The 12,886-nt window shown below is 47.0% G+C and carries 17 protein-coding genes; 7 read left to right on the forward strand and 10 right to left on the reverse strand.

Annotation, left to right across the window (positions count from 1 at the left end):
* Together AB3R30_RS14155 and AB3R30_RS14160 are read right to left on the reverse strand one after the other, a co-directional pair.
* On the reverse strand, positions 1 to 859 hold an 859-nt coding region (locus AB3R30_RS14155), incomplete at its 3' end, for a hypothetical protein (RefSeq protein ID WP_458649842.1).
* Positions 860 to 1,010: 151 nt separating this feature from the next.
* Entirely contained in the window at positions 1,011 to 1,859 is an 849-nt protein-coding gene (locus AB3R30_RS14160; RefSeq protein ID WP_458649843.1) for a PEP-CTERM sorting domain-containing protein, read from the reverse strand.
* Between the two features lie 520 nt (positions 1,860 to 2,379).
* On the opposite strand from AB3R30_RS14160, the gene AB3R30_RS14165 reads away from it, so the two are divergent.
* The 5 genes from AB3R30_RS14165 (at position 2,380) to AB3R30_RS14185 (ending at position 5,108) form a co-directional block, all read left to right on the forward strand.
* On the forward strand, positions 2,380 to 2,676 hold the full coding sequence (locus AB3R30_RS14165; RefSeq protein WP_458649844.1) for an RNA recognition motif domain-containing protein: 297 nt from the start codon (positions 2,380 to 2,382) through the stop codon (positions 2,674 to 2,676).
* A gap of 150 nt (positions 2,677 to 2,826) precedes the next feature.
* A complete protein-coding gene (gene rpsU / locus AB3R30_RS14170; protein ID WP_458649845.1) occupies positions 2,827 to 3,012 on the forward strand; it encodes a 30S ribosomal protein S21 in 186 nt (61 codons plus the stop codon).
* A 41-nt stretch (positions 3,013 to 3,053) separates the two neighbouring features.
* Positions 3,054 to 3,749, forward strand: coding sequence for a GNAT family N-acetyltransferase (locus tag AB3R30_RS14175; RefSeq protein WP_458649846.1), 696 nt, complete (start codon positions 3,054 to 3,056; stop codon positions 3,747 to 3,749).
* A 120-nt stretch (positions 3,750 to 3,869) separates the two neighbouring features.
* Positions 3,870 to 4,409, forward strand: a complete 540-nt coding sequence (gene ilvN / locus AB3R30_RS14180) for an acetolactate synthase small subunit (RefSeq protein WP_458649847.1) — start codon at positions 3,870 to 3,872, stop codon at positions 4,407 to 4,409.
* A gap of 93 nt (positions 4,410 to 4,502) precedes the next feature.
* Positions 4,503 to 5,108, forward strand: a complete 606-nt coding sequence (locus AB3R30_RS14185; RefSeq protein WP_458649848.1) for a hypothetical protein — start codon at positions 4,503 to 4,505, stop codon at positions 5,106 to 5,108.
* Positions 5,109 to 5,359: 251 nt separating this feature from the next.
* Here AB3R30_RS14185 and AB3R30_RS14190 read toward each other — a convergent pair whose 3' ends face one another.
* The 3 genes from AB3R30_RS14190 to AB3R30_RS14200 all read right to left on the reverse strand — a co-directional run bounded on the left by AB3R30_RS14190 (position 5,360) and on the right by AB3R30_RS14200 (position 7,587).
* Complete coding sequence (locus tag AB3R30_RS14190; protein WP_458649849.1) at positions 5,360 to 5,653, reverse strand: hypothetical protein; 294 nt, start codon at positions 5,651 to 5,653, stop codon at positions 5,360 to 5,362.
* 170 nt (positions 5,654 to 5,823) lie between these two features.
* Positions 5,824 to 6,609, reverse strand: a complete 786-nt coding sequence (locus tag AB3R30_RS14195) for a PspA/IM30 family protein (RefSeq protein ID WP_458649850.1) — start codon at positions 6,607 to 6,609, stop codon at positions 5,824 to 5,826.
* A gap of 141 nt (positions 6,610 to 6,750) precedes the next feature.
* Positions 6,751 to 7,587, reverse strand: coding sequence for a thiazole synthase (locus tag AB3R30_RS14200; protein ID WP_458649851.1), 837 nt, complete (start codon positions 7,585 to 7,587; stop codon positions 6,751 to 6,753).
* An 85-nt stretch (positions 7,588 to 7,672) separates the two neighbouring features.
* On the opposite strand from AB3R30_RS14200, the gene thiS reads away from it, so the two are divergent.
* Positions 7,673 to 7,885 carry a sulfur carrier protein ThiS gene (gene thiS, locus AB3R30_RS14205; protein ID WP_458649852.1) on the forward strand — a complete coding sequence of 71 codons (213 nt, stop codon included), beginning with the start codon at positions 7,673 to 7,675 and terminating at the stop codon, positions 7,883 to 7,885.
* A gap of 36 nt (positions 7,886 to 7,921) precedes the next feature.
* Here thiS and AB3R30_RS14210 read toward each other — a convergent pair whose 3' ends face one another.
* Positions 7,922 to 9,649, reverse strand: a complete 1,728-nt coding sequence (locus AB3R30_RS14210; protein ID WP_458649853.1) for an ABC1 kinase family protein — start codon at positions 9,647 to 9,649, stop codon at positions 7,922 to 7,924.
* Positions 9,650 to 9,971: 322 nt separating this feature from the next.
* Positions 9,972 to 10,379 carry a hypothetical protein gene (locus AB3R30_RS14215; RefSeq protein WP_458649854.1) on the reverse strand — a complete coding sequence of 136 codons (408 nt, stop codon included), beginning with the start codon at positions 10,377 to 10,379 and terminating at the stop codon, positions 9,972 to 9,974.
* A 247-nt stretch (positions 10,380 to 10,626) separates the two neighbouring features.
* On the opposite strand from AB3R30_RS14215, the gene AB3R30_RS14220 reads away from it, so the two are divergent.
* Positions 10,627 to 11,148, forward strand: a complete 522-nt coding sequence (locus AB3R30_RS14220) for a DUF4330 domain-containing protein (protein WP_458649855.1) — start codon at positions 10,627 to 10,629, stop codon at positions 11,146 to 11,148.
* A 44-nt stretch (positions 11,149 to 11,192) separates the two neighbouring features.
* On the opposite strand, the gene AB3R30_RS14225 is transcribed toward AB3R30_RS14220, so the two are convergent.
* The 3 genes from AB3R30_RS14225 to AB3R30_RS14235 all read right to left on the reverse strand — a co-directional run bounded on the left by AB3R30_RS14225 (position 11,193) and on the right by AB3R30_RS14235 (position 12,874).
* Complete coding sequence (locus tag AB3R30_RS14225) at positions 11,193 to 12,089, reverse strand: alpha/beta fold hydrolase (protein ID WP_458649856.1); 897 nt, start codon at positions 12,087 to 12,089, stop codon at positions 11,193 to 11,195.
* Between the two features lie 13 nt (positions 12,090 to 12,102).
* The gene (locus tag AB3R30_RS14230; RefSeq protein WP_171573727.1) at positions 12,103 to 12,426 is read right to left on the reverse strand and encodes a phasin family protein; all 324 of its coding nucleotides are present in this window, start codon (positions 12,424 to 12,426) and stop codon (positions 12,103 to 12,105) included.
* Positions 12,427 to 12,694: 268 nt separating this feature from the next.
* Positions 12,695 to 12,874 (reverse strand): hypothetical protein, encoded by a 180-nt coding sequence (locus tag AB3R30_RS14235; RefSeq protein WP_458649857.1) that lies wholly within the window; start codon positions 12,872 to 12,874, stop codon positions 12,695 to 12,697.
* Between the last annotated feature and the right edge of the window lie 12 nt (positions 12,875 to 12,886).

Consider the following 12,886-nt stretch of genomic DNA (forward strand, 5'->3'; position numbering starts at 1 on the left):
CGTCTGCTGGCGGTGGAGAAACTTCGGGCACCGTTTCCGCTGGGGAATCCACATTTTGTGATGGTGCCCCAGGGCTGATAGTTGCTTCTGCTGGCGGTGGAGAAACTTCGGGCACCGTTTCCGCTGGGGAATCCACATTTTGTGATGGTGCCCCAGGGCTGATGGTTAGGGCAAAATTATCAAGTCCAAAAATGTTTATTGCTGTGCTACCAAGTGTGCGATTACCAAACAGGAAGCCAAAGTCAATGGGGGCTGCGCCAGCACCAAAATTGGGAGAATTACCGTTTGGTAACTGCATAGCCATCCCAGCCCAAGGATTCGTATCAAAATCGTTGGCGGTCAAATTTGCGATGCTTACGCTTTGCCAATCTCCAGAACCAGCAGAGATAGTCCTAAAAGGAAACGAGAAATAGCGCTGACCTGCTTGCTCTACAACCACTTGCCAAGCTGAGACACCACCACTTTTCACAGTAGCAGTAGCAGACAAACTTAGAATCTCGCCATCGATGATGGGATTGTAAGTTGCGTCAGTTTTAATTCCCCCAACCCAGGATGTATCCTCGAACACAAAGATATGTGAAAGTTGTAGAAATGCTCCAGGACTTCCACCCGTTTCAAGGCGCTGCCCCACACCAGTAGAAAGGTTAGAAGGTGAGCCAAATGCATACGGATTATCAGTTATGAGATGAAATACGTCCCAATTGGCAAAGTCACCGTCCACGATCGACACATTTGCTGGGGTAAGCGATGCCGCTGATGCTGGTAGCTGATCAGCAACCATAAACCCAAGGGACGTAATCACAGCAACACTTGACAACGTTTTCGAGAGGCATGATTGATATTGAAACTGTTTGAACATTAGAAATCTCCTGCAATGAATGGTCGAGCCTTTGGAGACAATCAGGATTTAATCCACGGTACGGTCTAATGACTGCTTAAAACGCTTGTCAGTAAATAACCAGGTAGGGTAAGTATGCTCGCCCTATCTGGTTAAATGACTATGTTGAGGACTACACGGAGGCTTTACGGCGCTTGAAATAGGCTAGACCGCTTCCAGCGAGAGCAATTCCCAGCATCGTGGTTGGTTCAGGTACGGCTTCTGCTGGCGGTGGAGAAACTTCGGGTACAGTTTCCGTTGGGGGATCTATGGGTGGCACTGGCGTGATCACACCAACATCACCAGCAGTATCAGACGCTGCAATACGGAAGTTGTCTAGTGCGGCGTATCCACCACTTAGCAGATCAATTCGTAGAGTTACGTTGCCATTAGTACTGCCACTGGCATTTAATGGCAGCAAAACCTCTGTCCAATCAAACACAGTGCGTGGCGATGCAGTGCCTGATGCTTGCAACACATCCAAAATTGTTCCGTTGCCTAGTCCCGTGGTTCCGCTAGGATTGTCATATAGCGTGAACTCAAAGGTCGGCACCGATCCAGGTCGAACAAATGGACCCTGAAATTCACTGAGATCAATACTTGAAATATCCAGGCGAGCGTTTAAAAACTGGTTGCTCCCAACATTAAAGGACAAGCCGAGTAAATCACCGCCTGTGAGCATACCAAGTGCATAGTTTCCTCCTTTGCTTGAAGGATCAGAATAGCCAGTTCCAAAGGCTTTATTACCGGTGATAAGAAGGGTTTCAACGGTATTAGCCTGGGCAAAAGTAAATCCAGGCGGTTGATTTCCATAAAGGGTGTTGACAGATTTGTAAATATTCACGTCACTACCGTCGTTAACGAACCCTGATGGGTTCTCAAAATCCTGACTATATAAAACCAAAGTTGCTGCCGATGCTGGCATTGAGATTGCTGCGATCGCGGTTGTGAGAGCGATCGCTCCAAAGAATTTAATGTTCATACGTGAATGAGTGCCTGAGAAATGAATTAAGATGTGCGATCGTGCTGCACCCAGAGACAACACTCGAAAGCCTGTAACAGCGTCCTATGTGCTTCTACTGATCTAATCAGCCCTACGAAGACTTTTATTCAAAAAGCATTAATGCTTCTGGAATCCTTCACATAAATCTGATGGAATGTCTCATACCAAACAGGCTTCAAAATGACCTAGAAGCCCTGCCGGAAGGAGGTTTACAGGATTATTTCGGTACTCGCTTGATGGCTTGTCGTCCCTTGATCGCTTCACAGAAACTTTATATATGACTGAAGTATCTGTAATTTCCCCATGCCTTATGCTGAGTGAAAATAAGTGGCTAGAGTGCTGTCATTTGCGGGTGCTGTGGTCTAAAGATATGCCTCGCTTGGATCTTATGGTATGCTCATCCGAGCAATGATTTATTTTTGGGGTAGTTTACTCTGCTTTCATAGCCGGGTGATTCCTCAAATTCAACTCTTTTTTCCTCGCTAACCGGAGACTCGTTATGTCTGTTTACGTTGGTAATTTGTCCTTTCAAGTCACCGAAGAGAATGTTAGAGAAACCTTCTCGGAATATGGAAAGGTTGTGAGTGTGCAGTTACCTAAAGATCGGGAAACGGGTCGTATGCGCGGGTTTGCGTTTGTAGAAATGTCTTCTGAAGCTGAGGAAACGGCAATTATTGAAGCTTTGGATGGGGCAGAGTGGATGGGGCGTGCGTTGAAGGTGAATAAGGCAAAACCGCGAGAAGATCGTCCTCCTGCTCGTGGAAGGGATAGCTTTGGTGGCGATCGCCGATACTAACTGAGTCATGATCGCTCAAAACTTCTTTACTAAAATTAAATGCTCTGCCGTTGGGCAGATGAAAACGCTGAAATGACGGTAGTTCATTGGTGTTAACGATGCATTTCAGTTCATTTGCCTAGTCTGATTTCATATTCAAGAGGGAGTAGCATGACTCAAGTAGTTGTGGGGGAAAACGAAGGGCTTGAGTCGGCACTCCGTCGATTTAAACGCCAAGTGGCAAAAGCAGGCATTTTTCAAGATATGCGAAAGAACCGCCATTTTGAAACGCCGATCGAGAAGGAAAAACGTAAGGCGATCGCCCGTCGGAGAAAGCGGTTTCGCCGTTTTAGCTAATTTTTTGGGTGAGTCTGTCGTTGCGCTCAAGCGAGTCGCTGATGTCTCAGAGGTTTTTACCTTTATCGACTCATTGCTTAGTGAGACCTGCCCGTAAGGGCGATCGCTGGATGCTTCAACACTTCGTTTTAGAGCTAATCCAATCTGAAGCGCTTGGTTTTGATTTCCGGCTTATTGCGTATCGTCTGCTTGAAGTTGGCGGTTTAGTGCTTTTGGCAGCGCTCCAGCAGTGGGTTTTGATGCACACGCGATCGCTGCCGTTGCAATCCGTTCTGATGCTGTTGTTGTTTTGTACCCTACTTTGGGCGATCGGGCAGGCTGGCATTCTCCTTTTTTACGTGCTGCTGATTCCCACTGAGCCGTTGTTTAACTGGTCTTTGTACCAAGTTGTGGAATGCGAAGGAACCCTCGTTGGCTGTGCTGCCCTTGCTGGTTACGATAACTTTTATGTTCTCTACCACTTATACATCAGCCCACCTTGGCGACGACAATCGCTGGGATCGCGGCTAGTGCAGCAGATGATTCATCAGGCACAGCCGACCTATCTCGTTTGTAAGCCTCAAAGGTGTCAGTTCTACGCCCGTTTGGGGTTTGTAGGTGTATCTTGGGATCAACTGGCTCACCCTTTAAAAGCTCACTTTAAAGACTTTGAGCGCGATCGCCGATTAAACGGCATTGCCTGGAAAATCATGAGCCACTCACAAACTAGCGTATGCATAGCCAACACTCCACGATAAAATAGAAAGCTGGCTGTAAATATCGCTCTAAACTTCAATTTAGGTGGCATGAATCACACCAGCTTTTTTCTAGACCTTTTGAATCTCACCCTCTTTTGTTGAGATGGGCAGCATATCGGCATGAAACACACATTATCCGTTTTAGTTGAAGACGAAGCAGGCGTTTTAACCCGAATCGCGGGTCTATTTGCGCGGCGTGGGTTTAATATCGAAAGCTTGGCAGTTGGACCTGCCGAGCAACTGGGGATCTCTCGAATCACGATGGTGGTTCCAGGAGACGACCAAATTATTGAACAATTGACTAAGCAACTCTACAAGCTGATCAATGTGCTTAAAGTGCAGGATATTACGGAAGTGCCCTGTGTCGAGCGAGAACTCATGTTAATGAAGGTGAACGCCAGCAGTGCGAACCGCTCTGAGGTGCTGGAACTGGCGCAAATTTTTCGGGCACGAGTGGTGGATGTTGCCGAAGATTCCTTAACGCTAGAAGTGGTGGGAGATCCGGGTAAAATGGTCGCGATCGTGCAGGTGCTAAACAAGTTTGGGCTGCGAGAAATTGCCCGGACTGGCAAAGTGGCTCTGACGCGAGAATCGGGCGTGAACACTGAGTTTTTGAAGTTGCTAGAGTCTAAGGTTGAAGGACTAGGCACGAGGGGATAGCTTTGTTAGGGAACTCCTAAATTTCAACTGCGATCGCAAAAATTCCTATATCCTAAAGGGCATGTTGAGGTTGTTCAGTGTCCGCAGATTTTTATGTTGTCCCATATTGTTCGCCCGATGGTTCAAACCCAAGTTCGACTGCTGGCAAATAGCCGTGCCACTCGTTCTGTGCTGATTTCAACCGTTGCTCAATGGCTCAGCTTTTTGGGCGTTCATGCTCAAGTTGAACACCTTAGAGCCACGAATGGCAAAATTCATCTGTGTCTGACGGTCGATAAACCAGAAGCCTGCGATACCTGTGATTGGCAAAAAATTGTCGGCAATTTGGGTAGCTGCACAGCGGATTATAGTCCATTCCCAGACTTGGCTCAATTCACAACCTACCAGCAAAGCACTCTCCAGCGATTGCTTGCTTACTTAATTCAAGTGGGGAGTCCCGACCAACCGATACTCTGGGATACGTTGCAGCCTCAGTTAAAAGCTATTGGCTTCGATGAACCCACGTTGTTAGGCGTGAGATCAGCGTTGAAAGTGCCCCAATCGTTGGATGATTTGGTGGATGGATTGGATGCAGATGTTGCCGCGATCGCCCTGCCAAAAGCGGTCAGTCTTGCGATGATGGATCGGCAGGTAAATCAGTCCGAAGATCAAGCATTGGCAGCATTACTGAAAGCCATGAAACACGAAAGCACCTGTTAAATTAGTTGAAGTAAAAGGTGTCTCAATCTATGAAAGGATTGGCGTAGTTTTGGCACGATCGCTTGAGGCTGGCATAGGTGTGGTGTGGCTTAATGTCTTAGTTGAGATCGTGACTGAGTCAAGCTTCTACAACTCAAACCTTATTCCCAGGCTACCACCCGCTTCTTTTACAACTCAAAACTCAAAACTCAAAACTCAAAACTCAAAACTCAAAACTCAAAACTCAAAACTCAAAACTCAAAACTCAAAACTTATTCCCAGGTTGCTACCAACTTCAATATGGGCGGAATCTCTTGATCAACCGCAAATTCTAGCTGGGTTTCGCGCAGTCCCAAATAGCCTGATTCTGCAAAAGAGAGCAGCAATCGTTGGAGCGCTAGCCACACTTCTGGGTCATATTCCCAGTCACCGTTTCGCTTCGTGTGAGCCGCGATCGCCTTTAGCGCCCAAAAGTAGCTATTTCGCACCACAGACCCGCCCTTCTTAAACTGCGGCACATCTTCATGGTGAATAAACAAAATTTGCTGCTGAATGCTGGCTCTCATGAACTCAATAAACTGGTACTTATAAACTATTTTATCGTGCTATTTCCTAATTTCCCTCACCCTAAATCCCTCTCCCAGAGCGGGAGAGGGACTTTGAGAAACTCTTGATCCCTATTTGCAGACTGGCTTTAGCTGCACAGATAGGTGAAAAATCGGCAATCAGGAGCAGCCTAAAGTTGATCGAGCTTTGTTTTCAATGCTTCCAGTTCAGCATCAACTTCAGGATTACTCGTCTGCTGAGCGGTTGCTTGATCAGCCGGAGCGCCAGAAGGAAGCTGAGCTTTATCCTGAGCAGCACCGCCTAATAGCTGAGCTTTCATGGCTGCTAGTTCATCATCCACATCGCCACCTGATTCTAGTAGGGCAAACTGGCTTTCCAAATCGGCTCCCGCCAGTTCCGCTGCGGCTTGAGATTTTGCCTCCATTTGCAGCACTTTTTCTTCCATGCGCTCAAAGGCTCCCATGGCGCTGCCTGTGCCCATGCGACCCACCACGTTTTGCAGTTGCTCGTTGGCTTTTGCCGCCGATGCCCTGGCTTTGAGCATGTCCTTTTTAGTTTTGGCTTCCGAAATCTTGCCTTCTAGCGCAATTAGATTCCGCTTCAGCGTATCGACCATGGTGCTTTGCTGGTCGAGTTGAGTTTTGAGTGAGGCAGCGGTTTCAGAATTGGTCTTTTTACGAACCAAGGCTTCCCGCGCTAACCCTTCATCACCCTTTTGAATCGCTAGCTGCGCCCGTTGCTGCCAGTTATTTGCTTCAGTCTGAGCCTGGTTATGTTGTTGCTGACTTCGCTTTTGGCTTGCGATCGCGCTTGCCACCGCCTGACGCATTTGCACCAGGTCTTCCTGCATATCAATAATGGTTTGCTCTAAGATCTTTTCGGGATCTTCAGCTTTACTGACGACATCGTTCAGATTTGCACGTACCACCCGGCTAACACGGTCAAACAATCCCATGACTGCCAATCCTTAATTTCATAAGAAGCATAATCTCCAGTGTAGGACTTCAAGCCGCGATCGCCCATTTACAGAGAACTTTTTTAGGCAAACAGTTGTACAAAAGAGCGAGCGCCTGAAATATTACGGCATGAGGTAGGATTACTGCGCTGCGCTGGCGATCGTTCCTATAGTCGGTGAACTAGCGCTAGCAGTAGGCTTTATCGGAATCCGTCCTGCTTGGTATGCCAGCCGACCCGCTTCTGCTGCTAGGCTCATTGCCCGTGCCATTGCTGGAGAGTTTTGAGCTTGGGCGATCGCGGTGTTAATCAAAAGCGCATCCGCCCCCATTTCCATTGCCTGAGCCGCTTCACTCGGCACCCCAATACCCGCATCTACCACTACCGGAACTTTTATCGTTTCAATAATGATTTGAATGTTAGCAGCATTATTAATCCCCTGCCCGGAGCCAATTGGAGAACCCAGCGGCATCACAGTCACACAGCCGACTTCTTCTAATCGTTTTGCCAACAGCGGATCGGCATTAATGTAGGGCAGCACGGCAAATCCTTCTTTAACCAATTGCTCTGCGGCTTCCAGGGTGCCAATGGGGTCAGGCAATAAATATTTGGCATCGGGAATCACTTCCAGCTTGACAAAGTTGTTGTCTTCTTGACCAAGCAGCTTAGCCATTTCACGACCCAAACGCGCCACCCGAATGGCATCTTCAGCGGTTTGGCATCCGGCAGTGTTGGGCAACATCCAGATTTTGCTCCAGTCTAAAGCGTCTGCCAAACCTTCGTGTCCGGGAGCATTGGTTTGAACCCGTCGGACGGCAACGGTGACAATTTGGCACCCGCTCGCCGCAACACTTTGCCGCATCTCGTCAAAATTGCGATATTTTCCCGTTCCCGTCATCAGGCGTGAGTGAAAGGTGCGTCCGGCAATAATCAGAGGATCGTGGAGCGATCGCTCAGTGGGTTTGTCTAGGGTATACATGGTTCAATCAGGGAATAAGTGGCAAGAGAAAGGGTCAAAGGACTTTCTATTCTAAATCGTCAATCGCCGCTTTAGAATTGAGCCTATGGATAATCTAATTACGCTTCAAGTCAACGGTGAATCGCACCACTGCCCCAAGAACACCTTTTTACCAATGTTCTTAGAACAATTAGGCTTAAATCCCCGGCTAATTGCGGTGGAATACAATGGCGAGATTTTACACCGTCAGTTTTGGGACACGACAGAAATACAACCCGGCGATCGCCTAGAAATTGTCACCATTGTGGGCGGTGGGTGATCACGAAGTCCGGAAGTACGGGGTGCAGCAGGCTGATCAATTCCGCGAGTTGGCAAGCAGGGCAGCCGTTCCAGCCGTCGAGAATTCAGCGATCGCCCCCATGGCTGCGCTCAACAATCGTCCCGGCTGAAAGTCGTCTTTAATCAAGTGCCAAAGTCGCTGTACTTCTTCAGTATGAAGGCGATCGTCTTCAGTCAGGGCAATAATTAGCTGCTCTCTTAAAAACTTCCCTTCCTCTGACAGCAAAAACTGAATGCCCATTTGAGCCGAAGGCAGGAGATCAAAGTTGCCATTGGTACGAGCGATCGCAATCAAATTTTCCAACCGCGACCACTGAAATTTGCCATCCTTAAATAACATTTCTAACAAGCGGCGACGCAGTTGAGGCGATTCTCCAGTCAGTAAGCGCTTTGCCACATAAGGATAAGCAACTTCGATAATTTTGAAATTAGGATTAATCGTTAACGCTAAGCCTTCTTGAGTGACCAACGAGCGAATAATCAGAGCAAACTTGGCAGGCACCCGAAACGGATACTCATACATCAGTTCCGAAAAACTATCGGTGATGGTTCTAAAGTTGAAATCCCGCACACTTTCGCCAAACGCTTGAGAAAAAACCGCTTCTAAAGCAGGCACAATGGGTTGAATATCCACATCTGGCGTTAAGAACCCTAAGTTCACAAAATCTTTCGCCAGGTCTTCATAATCTCGGTTGATTAAATGAACCACTGCATCGACTAATGTCTCCTTAGTCGATTCGTTTAGCTGATCCATCATGCCGAAATCAATATATGCCATCCGAGCTTCCGGCAAATCAACGGATTGGATGCCATCGATGGCACATTGGGGAGCCATGGCAAATAGATTGCCGGGATGGGGATCAGCATGAAAAAAGCCATGCTCCAAAAGCTGTTGTAAGCCGCTAGTCACGCCAATTTCAATCAGATCATCACTAGCCAAGCCTGCTTCTCGGATGCGATCAGTATCCGTCAGCTTATAGCCATGAATCCATTCCAGCGTTAGCACCCGCCGACTACTATACCGCCAATAAATCGCCGGAACTTTGACCCTTGGCTCATTGCGGAAGTTGGTTGCAAACTTTTCGGCATTCCGCCCTTCATTCAAATAATCCACTTCTTCAAATAACTTGATGCCAAACTCATCCACGATTAGCGTCAAATCATGCCCTAGATTTAGCGGGAGCCAAGGCGCAATCCAACTAGCTGCCCATCGCATCAGATACAAATCTAAAGTCAAAGTGGGTAACAAGTTAGGACGCTGCACCTTAACGGCAACTTCTTCACCGCTGTAAAGAAATGCTTGATAAACCTGACCTAGACTTGCGGCTGCAACAGGCTGGGGAGAGATTTCACTATAAATTTCTTTGACCGATCGCCCTAACTCTTGCTCAATGATGCGAAAGGCTAGCTCAGTTGAAAAGGGCGGCAATTGGTCTTGAAGCTTAGTTAGTTCTTCGAGAAAATCTTTACGAATTAAGTCAGGACGAGTAGAAAGTGCCTGCCCAACTTTAATAAAGGTTGGACCTAAACGAATTAAGGTGTGGCGCAATTGCTCAGCCCGCTTCAGGCGATGTATCTCTGTTCGATTTTGCCATGAGTCTATTTTTAGCCCAAGGAAAAAACTTAAAAATGACACTGCGATACTTAAAGTGCGCCAAAGAGTTAGCCAAGGGCGGAACCGATAATATCGAGCGATCGCGATCGCGTCGTAACGTTTCAGTAAAGCAAGGGGATTTTGACCCACCGTCTCATGAACCTCTTAAGTTAAAACAGAACCAATAAACAAGGTTCGAGGAGCAACTCAACACTTCACGGTTGTGAGATAACGATGCAGAATCGCTCAACCAAGCCTCTAACGTAAACTGAAAAACCATCGTTAAATAATATAGACGGTTATTTCATTTCATTAACTATAGTATAGAAAACTACAAATATTATTGCTGCCGAATGACTCATTCGGCAGCTAAAAAACACCTGAAGTCCTCGTGAGCAATAGTTTTAACGAGATCAGCAATAAATTATTAGCTTCAAACTCTGCAAACTGAACAACAGTTCTTCAAATTATTTTACGATCGCACTGCACCGTTGTAGTCAACTTTCACTTGCCAAGTGCTGCGGTCTACCGTGACTACGGTTTCAATAGTTGGCGTTACAAAGCCCGGTGCGCCGCCTTTGATGGTAAAAGTCCAACTGCCGTTGCCGTTATCCACACAAGCCGCATCCGATAGTCTGCCATGCATCGAAGCATCGGTACGATATTCGGCTAATCCACCGTTAGCAGCCTCTGCTGTTTGCCGAGCTAAATTTCGGGCGCGCCCCAAATCATTGATCTTAGCCACCGCCTCGTCTCTACTGGCGATCGCTTTGCTAGCACAGTCAGAAAAAGTGGTTTGAGCCGGAGTCGGTTGCTGAATCAATGCAAGACTGATCAATGCAAGACTTGCAGAGGCAATTAACCGAAAAGTGCTGTTCATTTTTAGCCAATCCTTATGAAATCAGGTGAAATTAATCGTCAATACCCATGCTCGTTGTCCAAGCTTGTCCCTTGATCAAAGGGTTAAGTCGATTGCCAGAGAATAATGATTGCGACCCTAAGTCATGCTACCCTGTCACAGGGTTGCTGAGGATCTTATGACATCAAAATGCTAGGTTAGTTCCTACATTTTTGGTAGCTAAAAGGTGGTCCAAAGCGTCCACTTCATCCGCTTAAGGAACCGTTTTATGGCTATCGTAGATTCTAAAGGTCGGCTATTCGGCAAGGTTAGCATTCTGGACTTGGGAGCCGCGCTGATTATTCTATTCGTGCTATTCGGCATCTTTGTGTTTCCAGGCGCATCGGGTTCAGTGGCTCAGGTAAACATTCCAACAAAACCCGTTGAAATTGAGGTCGTGGTGCGTGTTGCGGGACAAAATACCACCAGTCTATTCAAGCCTGGTGATAAGACTAGCATTATCATCCGCAATCAACCCTATGGTGAAATCACCGTGAAAGATGCGAAAGAGTTGCCAGATAATGTGTTTGTTCCCCAGCCTGACGGTAAATTTCAAGTAATCTCTGACCCTAGACCCGAATCGAAGCTGAGTCGAAATCTTCTGCTCACGCTTCAAGGCAATGCTCAAATTACTAAGAATGGTCCGGTATTAGGGAATAACAAGATTAAGATTGGTTCCCCGATTGAGTTAGAGGGATTTAACTATAATTTTACGAATTTGAATGTGCGGGATATTCGGATTCAAGGATAGGGGATAAGAGGTATGGAGTACGGGGTAAGAAGGTAGTAGTTTAGCTATGAGTTTAGGGTTGCCAAAAAGCGGCGAATGAGAGCGATCGCGATCGCGGGTAATTCTAAGTGGGGTGTTAATCCACAATCGTTTAGCAGTTGAAACTGTTTGACAGCTTCTGGGTTCAGCGATGTCAGGCGTTGTCCAACTTCTGCTTCCGTGAATTGAGATTCTTTTCCCCAGACAATGGCGGTTGGCACCTGAAGTTGGGGTATATAAAGCGCCAAATCGAAGCTCAAGTCTCCCCGTACAAAAGAGAGGGCGGCATATTCTGCATTAGGTTGCTGAGCAGAAGCAAGATAGGCTTCGACGATTTCAGGGTAGACGCGCTCTGGACGGGCAAATTGTCGCTCCTCTAAAAAATTGCGAATGCCGCCAGAAGTGGCGATTCCGGCACTATAGAGCAGGCGATCAAGAATAGGCGTTTTAACGAGTTGAATAAAAAAGTTATTGGTATAGTCTTTACCAAAATCAGACAATCCTGTGGGAGTCGTCAGAATTAGAGATTTAAATAAATCGGGACGGGCGATCGCGGCTCGAATCGTTAAAGCCGCCGTTAACGACGATGCCACAACAGGCACTGGCTCGGTACAGGTTTTTTCTAAGAATTCAGTAATCGTAGAAATATAGTCTTCTGCTAGATAATTTCGCTCTGGATGCTCAGATCTGCCCCAGCCCAGCAAATCGGGAGCCAAAACGCGATAATCCAATGCAAATGCTGGATAGACTTTCGACCATTCATAAGCAGAAGAACCACCGCCAAAGCCATGTAAAAATACTAAAGTTGATAACGTTTTTTCTGGGAGAACCGATCCTGGAAAATTAGCATCAGCCGTGTAATAAGCCATTCTGCCAAGCTTTGTTGAAACAGAACGTTGACAAAAACCAGGTGGAATGATCATAGATATGCACTCCTTAACGCCACAAGCGGTTTTCTAAATCGCGAATTTGGCGCTCAAGCCGATCAATTCGACCGCGTAGTTCATCCATTTCCGACTGACGAGGAACTCCAATATCTTGCAAAACATTGCGAAGCTGCCGTTGCATTTGGGTTTCAAGGTTGCCTTGCTCACTTTTAAGCGTCTGCAACAAATCGTCCATGACTTCTTTAGCTTGATCAGGGTTCAGTTTGCCATCTTTGACGAGATCATCGCTAACTTCGCGGATTTTGTCTGCTACTAAAGAGGTTGTTCCTACTCCTAGCATCAGAATTTGAGTGAGCCAATTGTTATTGTCCATGCTACTTTCCTGAAATCGGGATGAATGAAAAAGAGAGCGATCGCCCAACCTACATTGCACGACCTGTCCAAAGTGAACTAGCCGATACTGCCTCTTTTCGTGAATCTTCCTTTATTCTGTCAGATTCCCAATCATTCTGAAGGCTAGAGTTTAGACTGATCGGCTAGACTCTGCCCGATTTGGGCAATTGTTGTGTTGCGTGTCTAAATTGCTCGTCTAACTTTTAGTCGTTCTTCATAGCCTAAACCTCACGCTCCCCTGTTTTGCGTTAAGGCTGAGTAGGTGGCGCTTCTTGAGGCGGCTTAACCTGAGTTGGAGGGGCTGAAGACTCTTGTGGCGATGGGCTAGGAGATGCAGGAGTAGCGCGGGGTGGATTGGCACTAGGGGCACAGGAGATCGCGCCCAGCCCAATCGTCCCACAAACAAATAGGAGTAAAACTTGATTCATGACTCAACGATG

The organism is Sivoneniella epilithica UHCC 1019, from assembly GCF_040830845.1.
In the GTDB taxonomy this organism is placed as follows: Bacteria; Cyanobacteriota; Cyanobacteriia; order Leptolyngbyales; family Leptolyngbyaceae; genus ULC077BIN1.

What these genes read in the sequence shown, in the direction of transcription:
- AB3R30_RS14160 (WP_458649843.1), bottom strand. Translation starts at nt 1,859, where the DNA reads ATGAACATTAAATTCTTTGGAGCGATCGCTCTCACAACCGCGATCGCA.
- AB3R30_RS14165 (WP_458649844.1), top strand. Translation starts at nt 2,380, where the DNA reads ATGTCTGTTTACGTTGGTAATTTGTCCTTTCAAGTCACCGAAGAGAAT.
- rpsU (WP_458649845.1), top strand. Translation starts at nt 2,827, where the DNA reads ATGACTCAAGTAGTTGTGGGGGAAAACGAAGGGCTTGAGTCGGCACTC.
- AB3R30_RS14175 (WP_458649846.1), top strand. Translation starts at nt 3,054, where the DNA reads ATGTCTCAGAGGTTTTTACCTTTATCGACTCATTGCTTAGTGAGACCT.
- ilvN (WP_458649847.1), top strand. Translation starts at nt 3,870, where the DNA reads ATGAAACACACATTATCCGTTTTAGTTGAAGACGAAGCAGGCGTTTTA.
- AB3R30_RS14185 (WP_458649848.1), top strand. Translation starts at nt 4,503, where the DNA reads ATGTTGTCCCATATTGTTCGCCCGATGGTTCAAACCCAAGTTCGACTG.
- AB3R30_RS14190 (WP_458649849.1), bottom strand. Translation starts at nt 5,653, where the DNA reads ATGAGAGCCAGCATTCAGCAGCAAATTTTGTTTATTCACCATGAAGAT.
- AB3R30_RS14195 (WP_458649850.1), bottom strand. Translation starts at nt 6,609, where the DNA reads ATGGGATTGTTTGACCGTGTTAGCCGGGTGGTACGTGCAAATCTGAAC.
- AB3R30_RS14200 (WP_458649851.1), bottom strand. Translation starts at nt 7,587, where the DNA reads ATGTATACCCTAGACAAACCCACTGAGCGATCGCTCCACGATCCTCTG.
- thiS (WP_458649852.1), top strand. Translation starts at nt 7,673, where the DNA reads ATGGATAATCTAATTACGCTTCAAGTCAACGGTGAATCGCACCACTGC.
- AB3R30_RS14215 (WP_458649854.1), bottom strand. Translation starts at nt 10,379, where the DNA reads ATGAACAGCACTTTTCGGTTAATTGCCTCTGCAAGTCTTGCATTGATC.
- AB3R30_RS14220 (WP_458649855.1), top strand. Translation starts at nt 10,627, where the DNA reads ATGGCTATCGTAGATTCTAAAGGTCGGCTATTCGGCAAGGTTAGCATT.
- AB3R30_RS14225 (WP_458649856.1), bottom strand. Translation starts at nt 12,089, where the DNA reads ATGATCATTCCACCTGGTTTTTGTCAACGTTCTGTTTCAACAAAGCTT.
- AB3R30_RS14230 (WP_171573727.1), bottom strand. Translation starts at nt 12,426, where the DNA reads ATGGACAATAACAATTGGCTCACTCAAATTCTGATGCTAGGAGTAGGA.
- AB3R30_RS14235 (WP_458649857.1), bottom strand. Translation starts at nt 12,874, where the DNA reads ATGAATCAAGTTTTACTCCTATTTGTTTGTGGGACGATTGGGCTGGGC.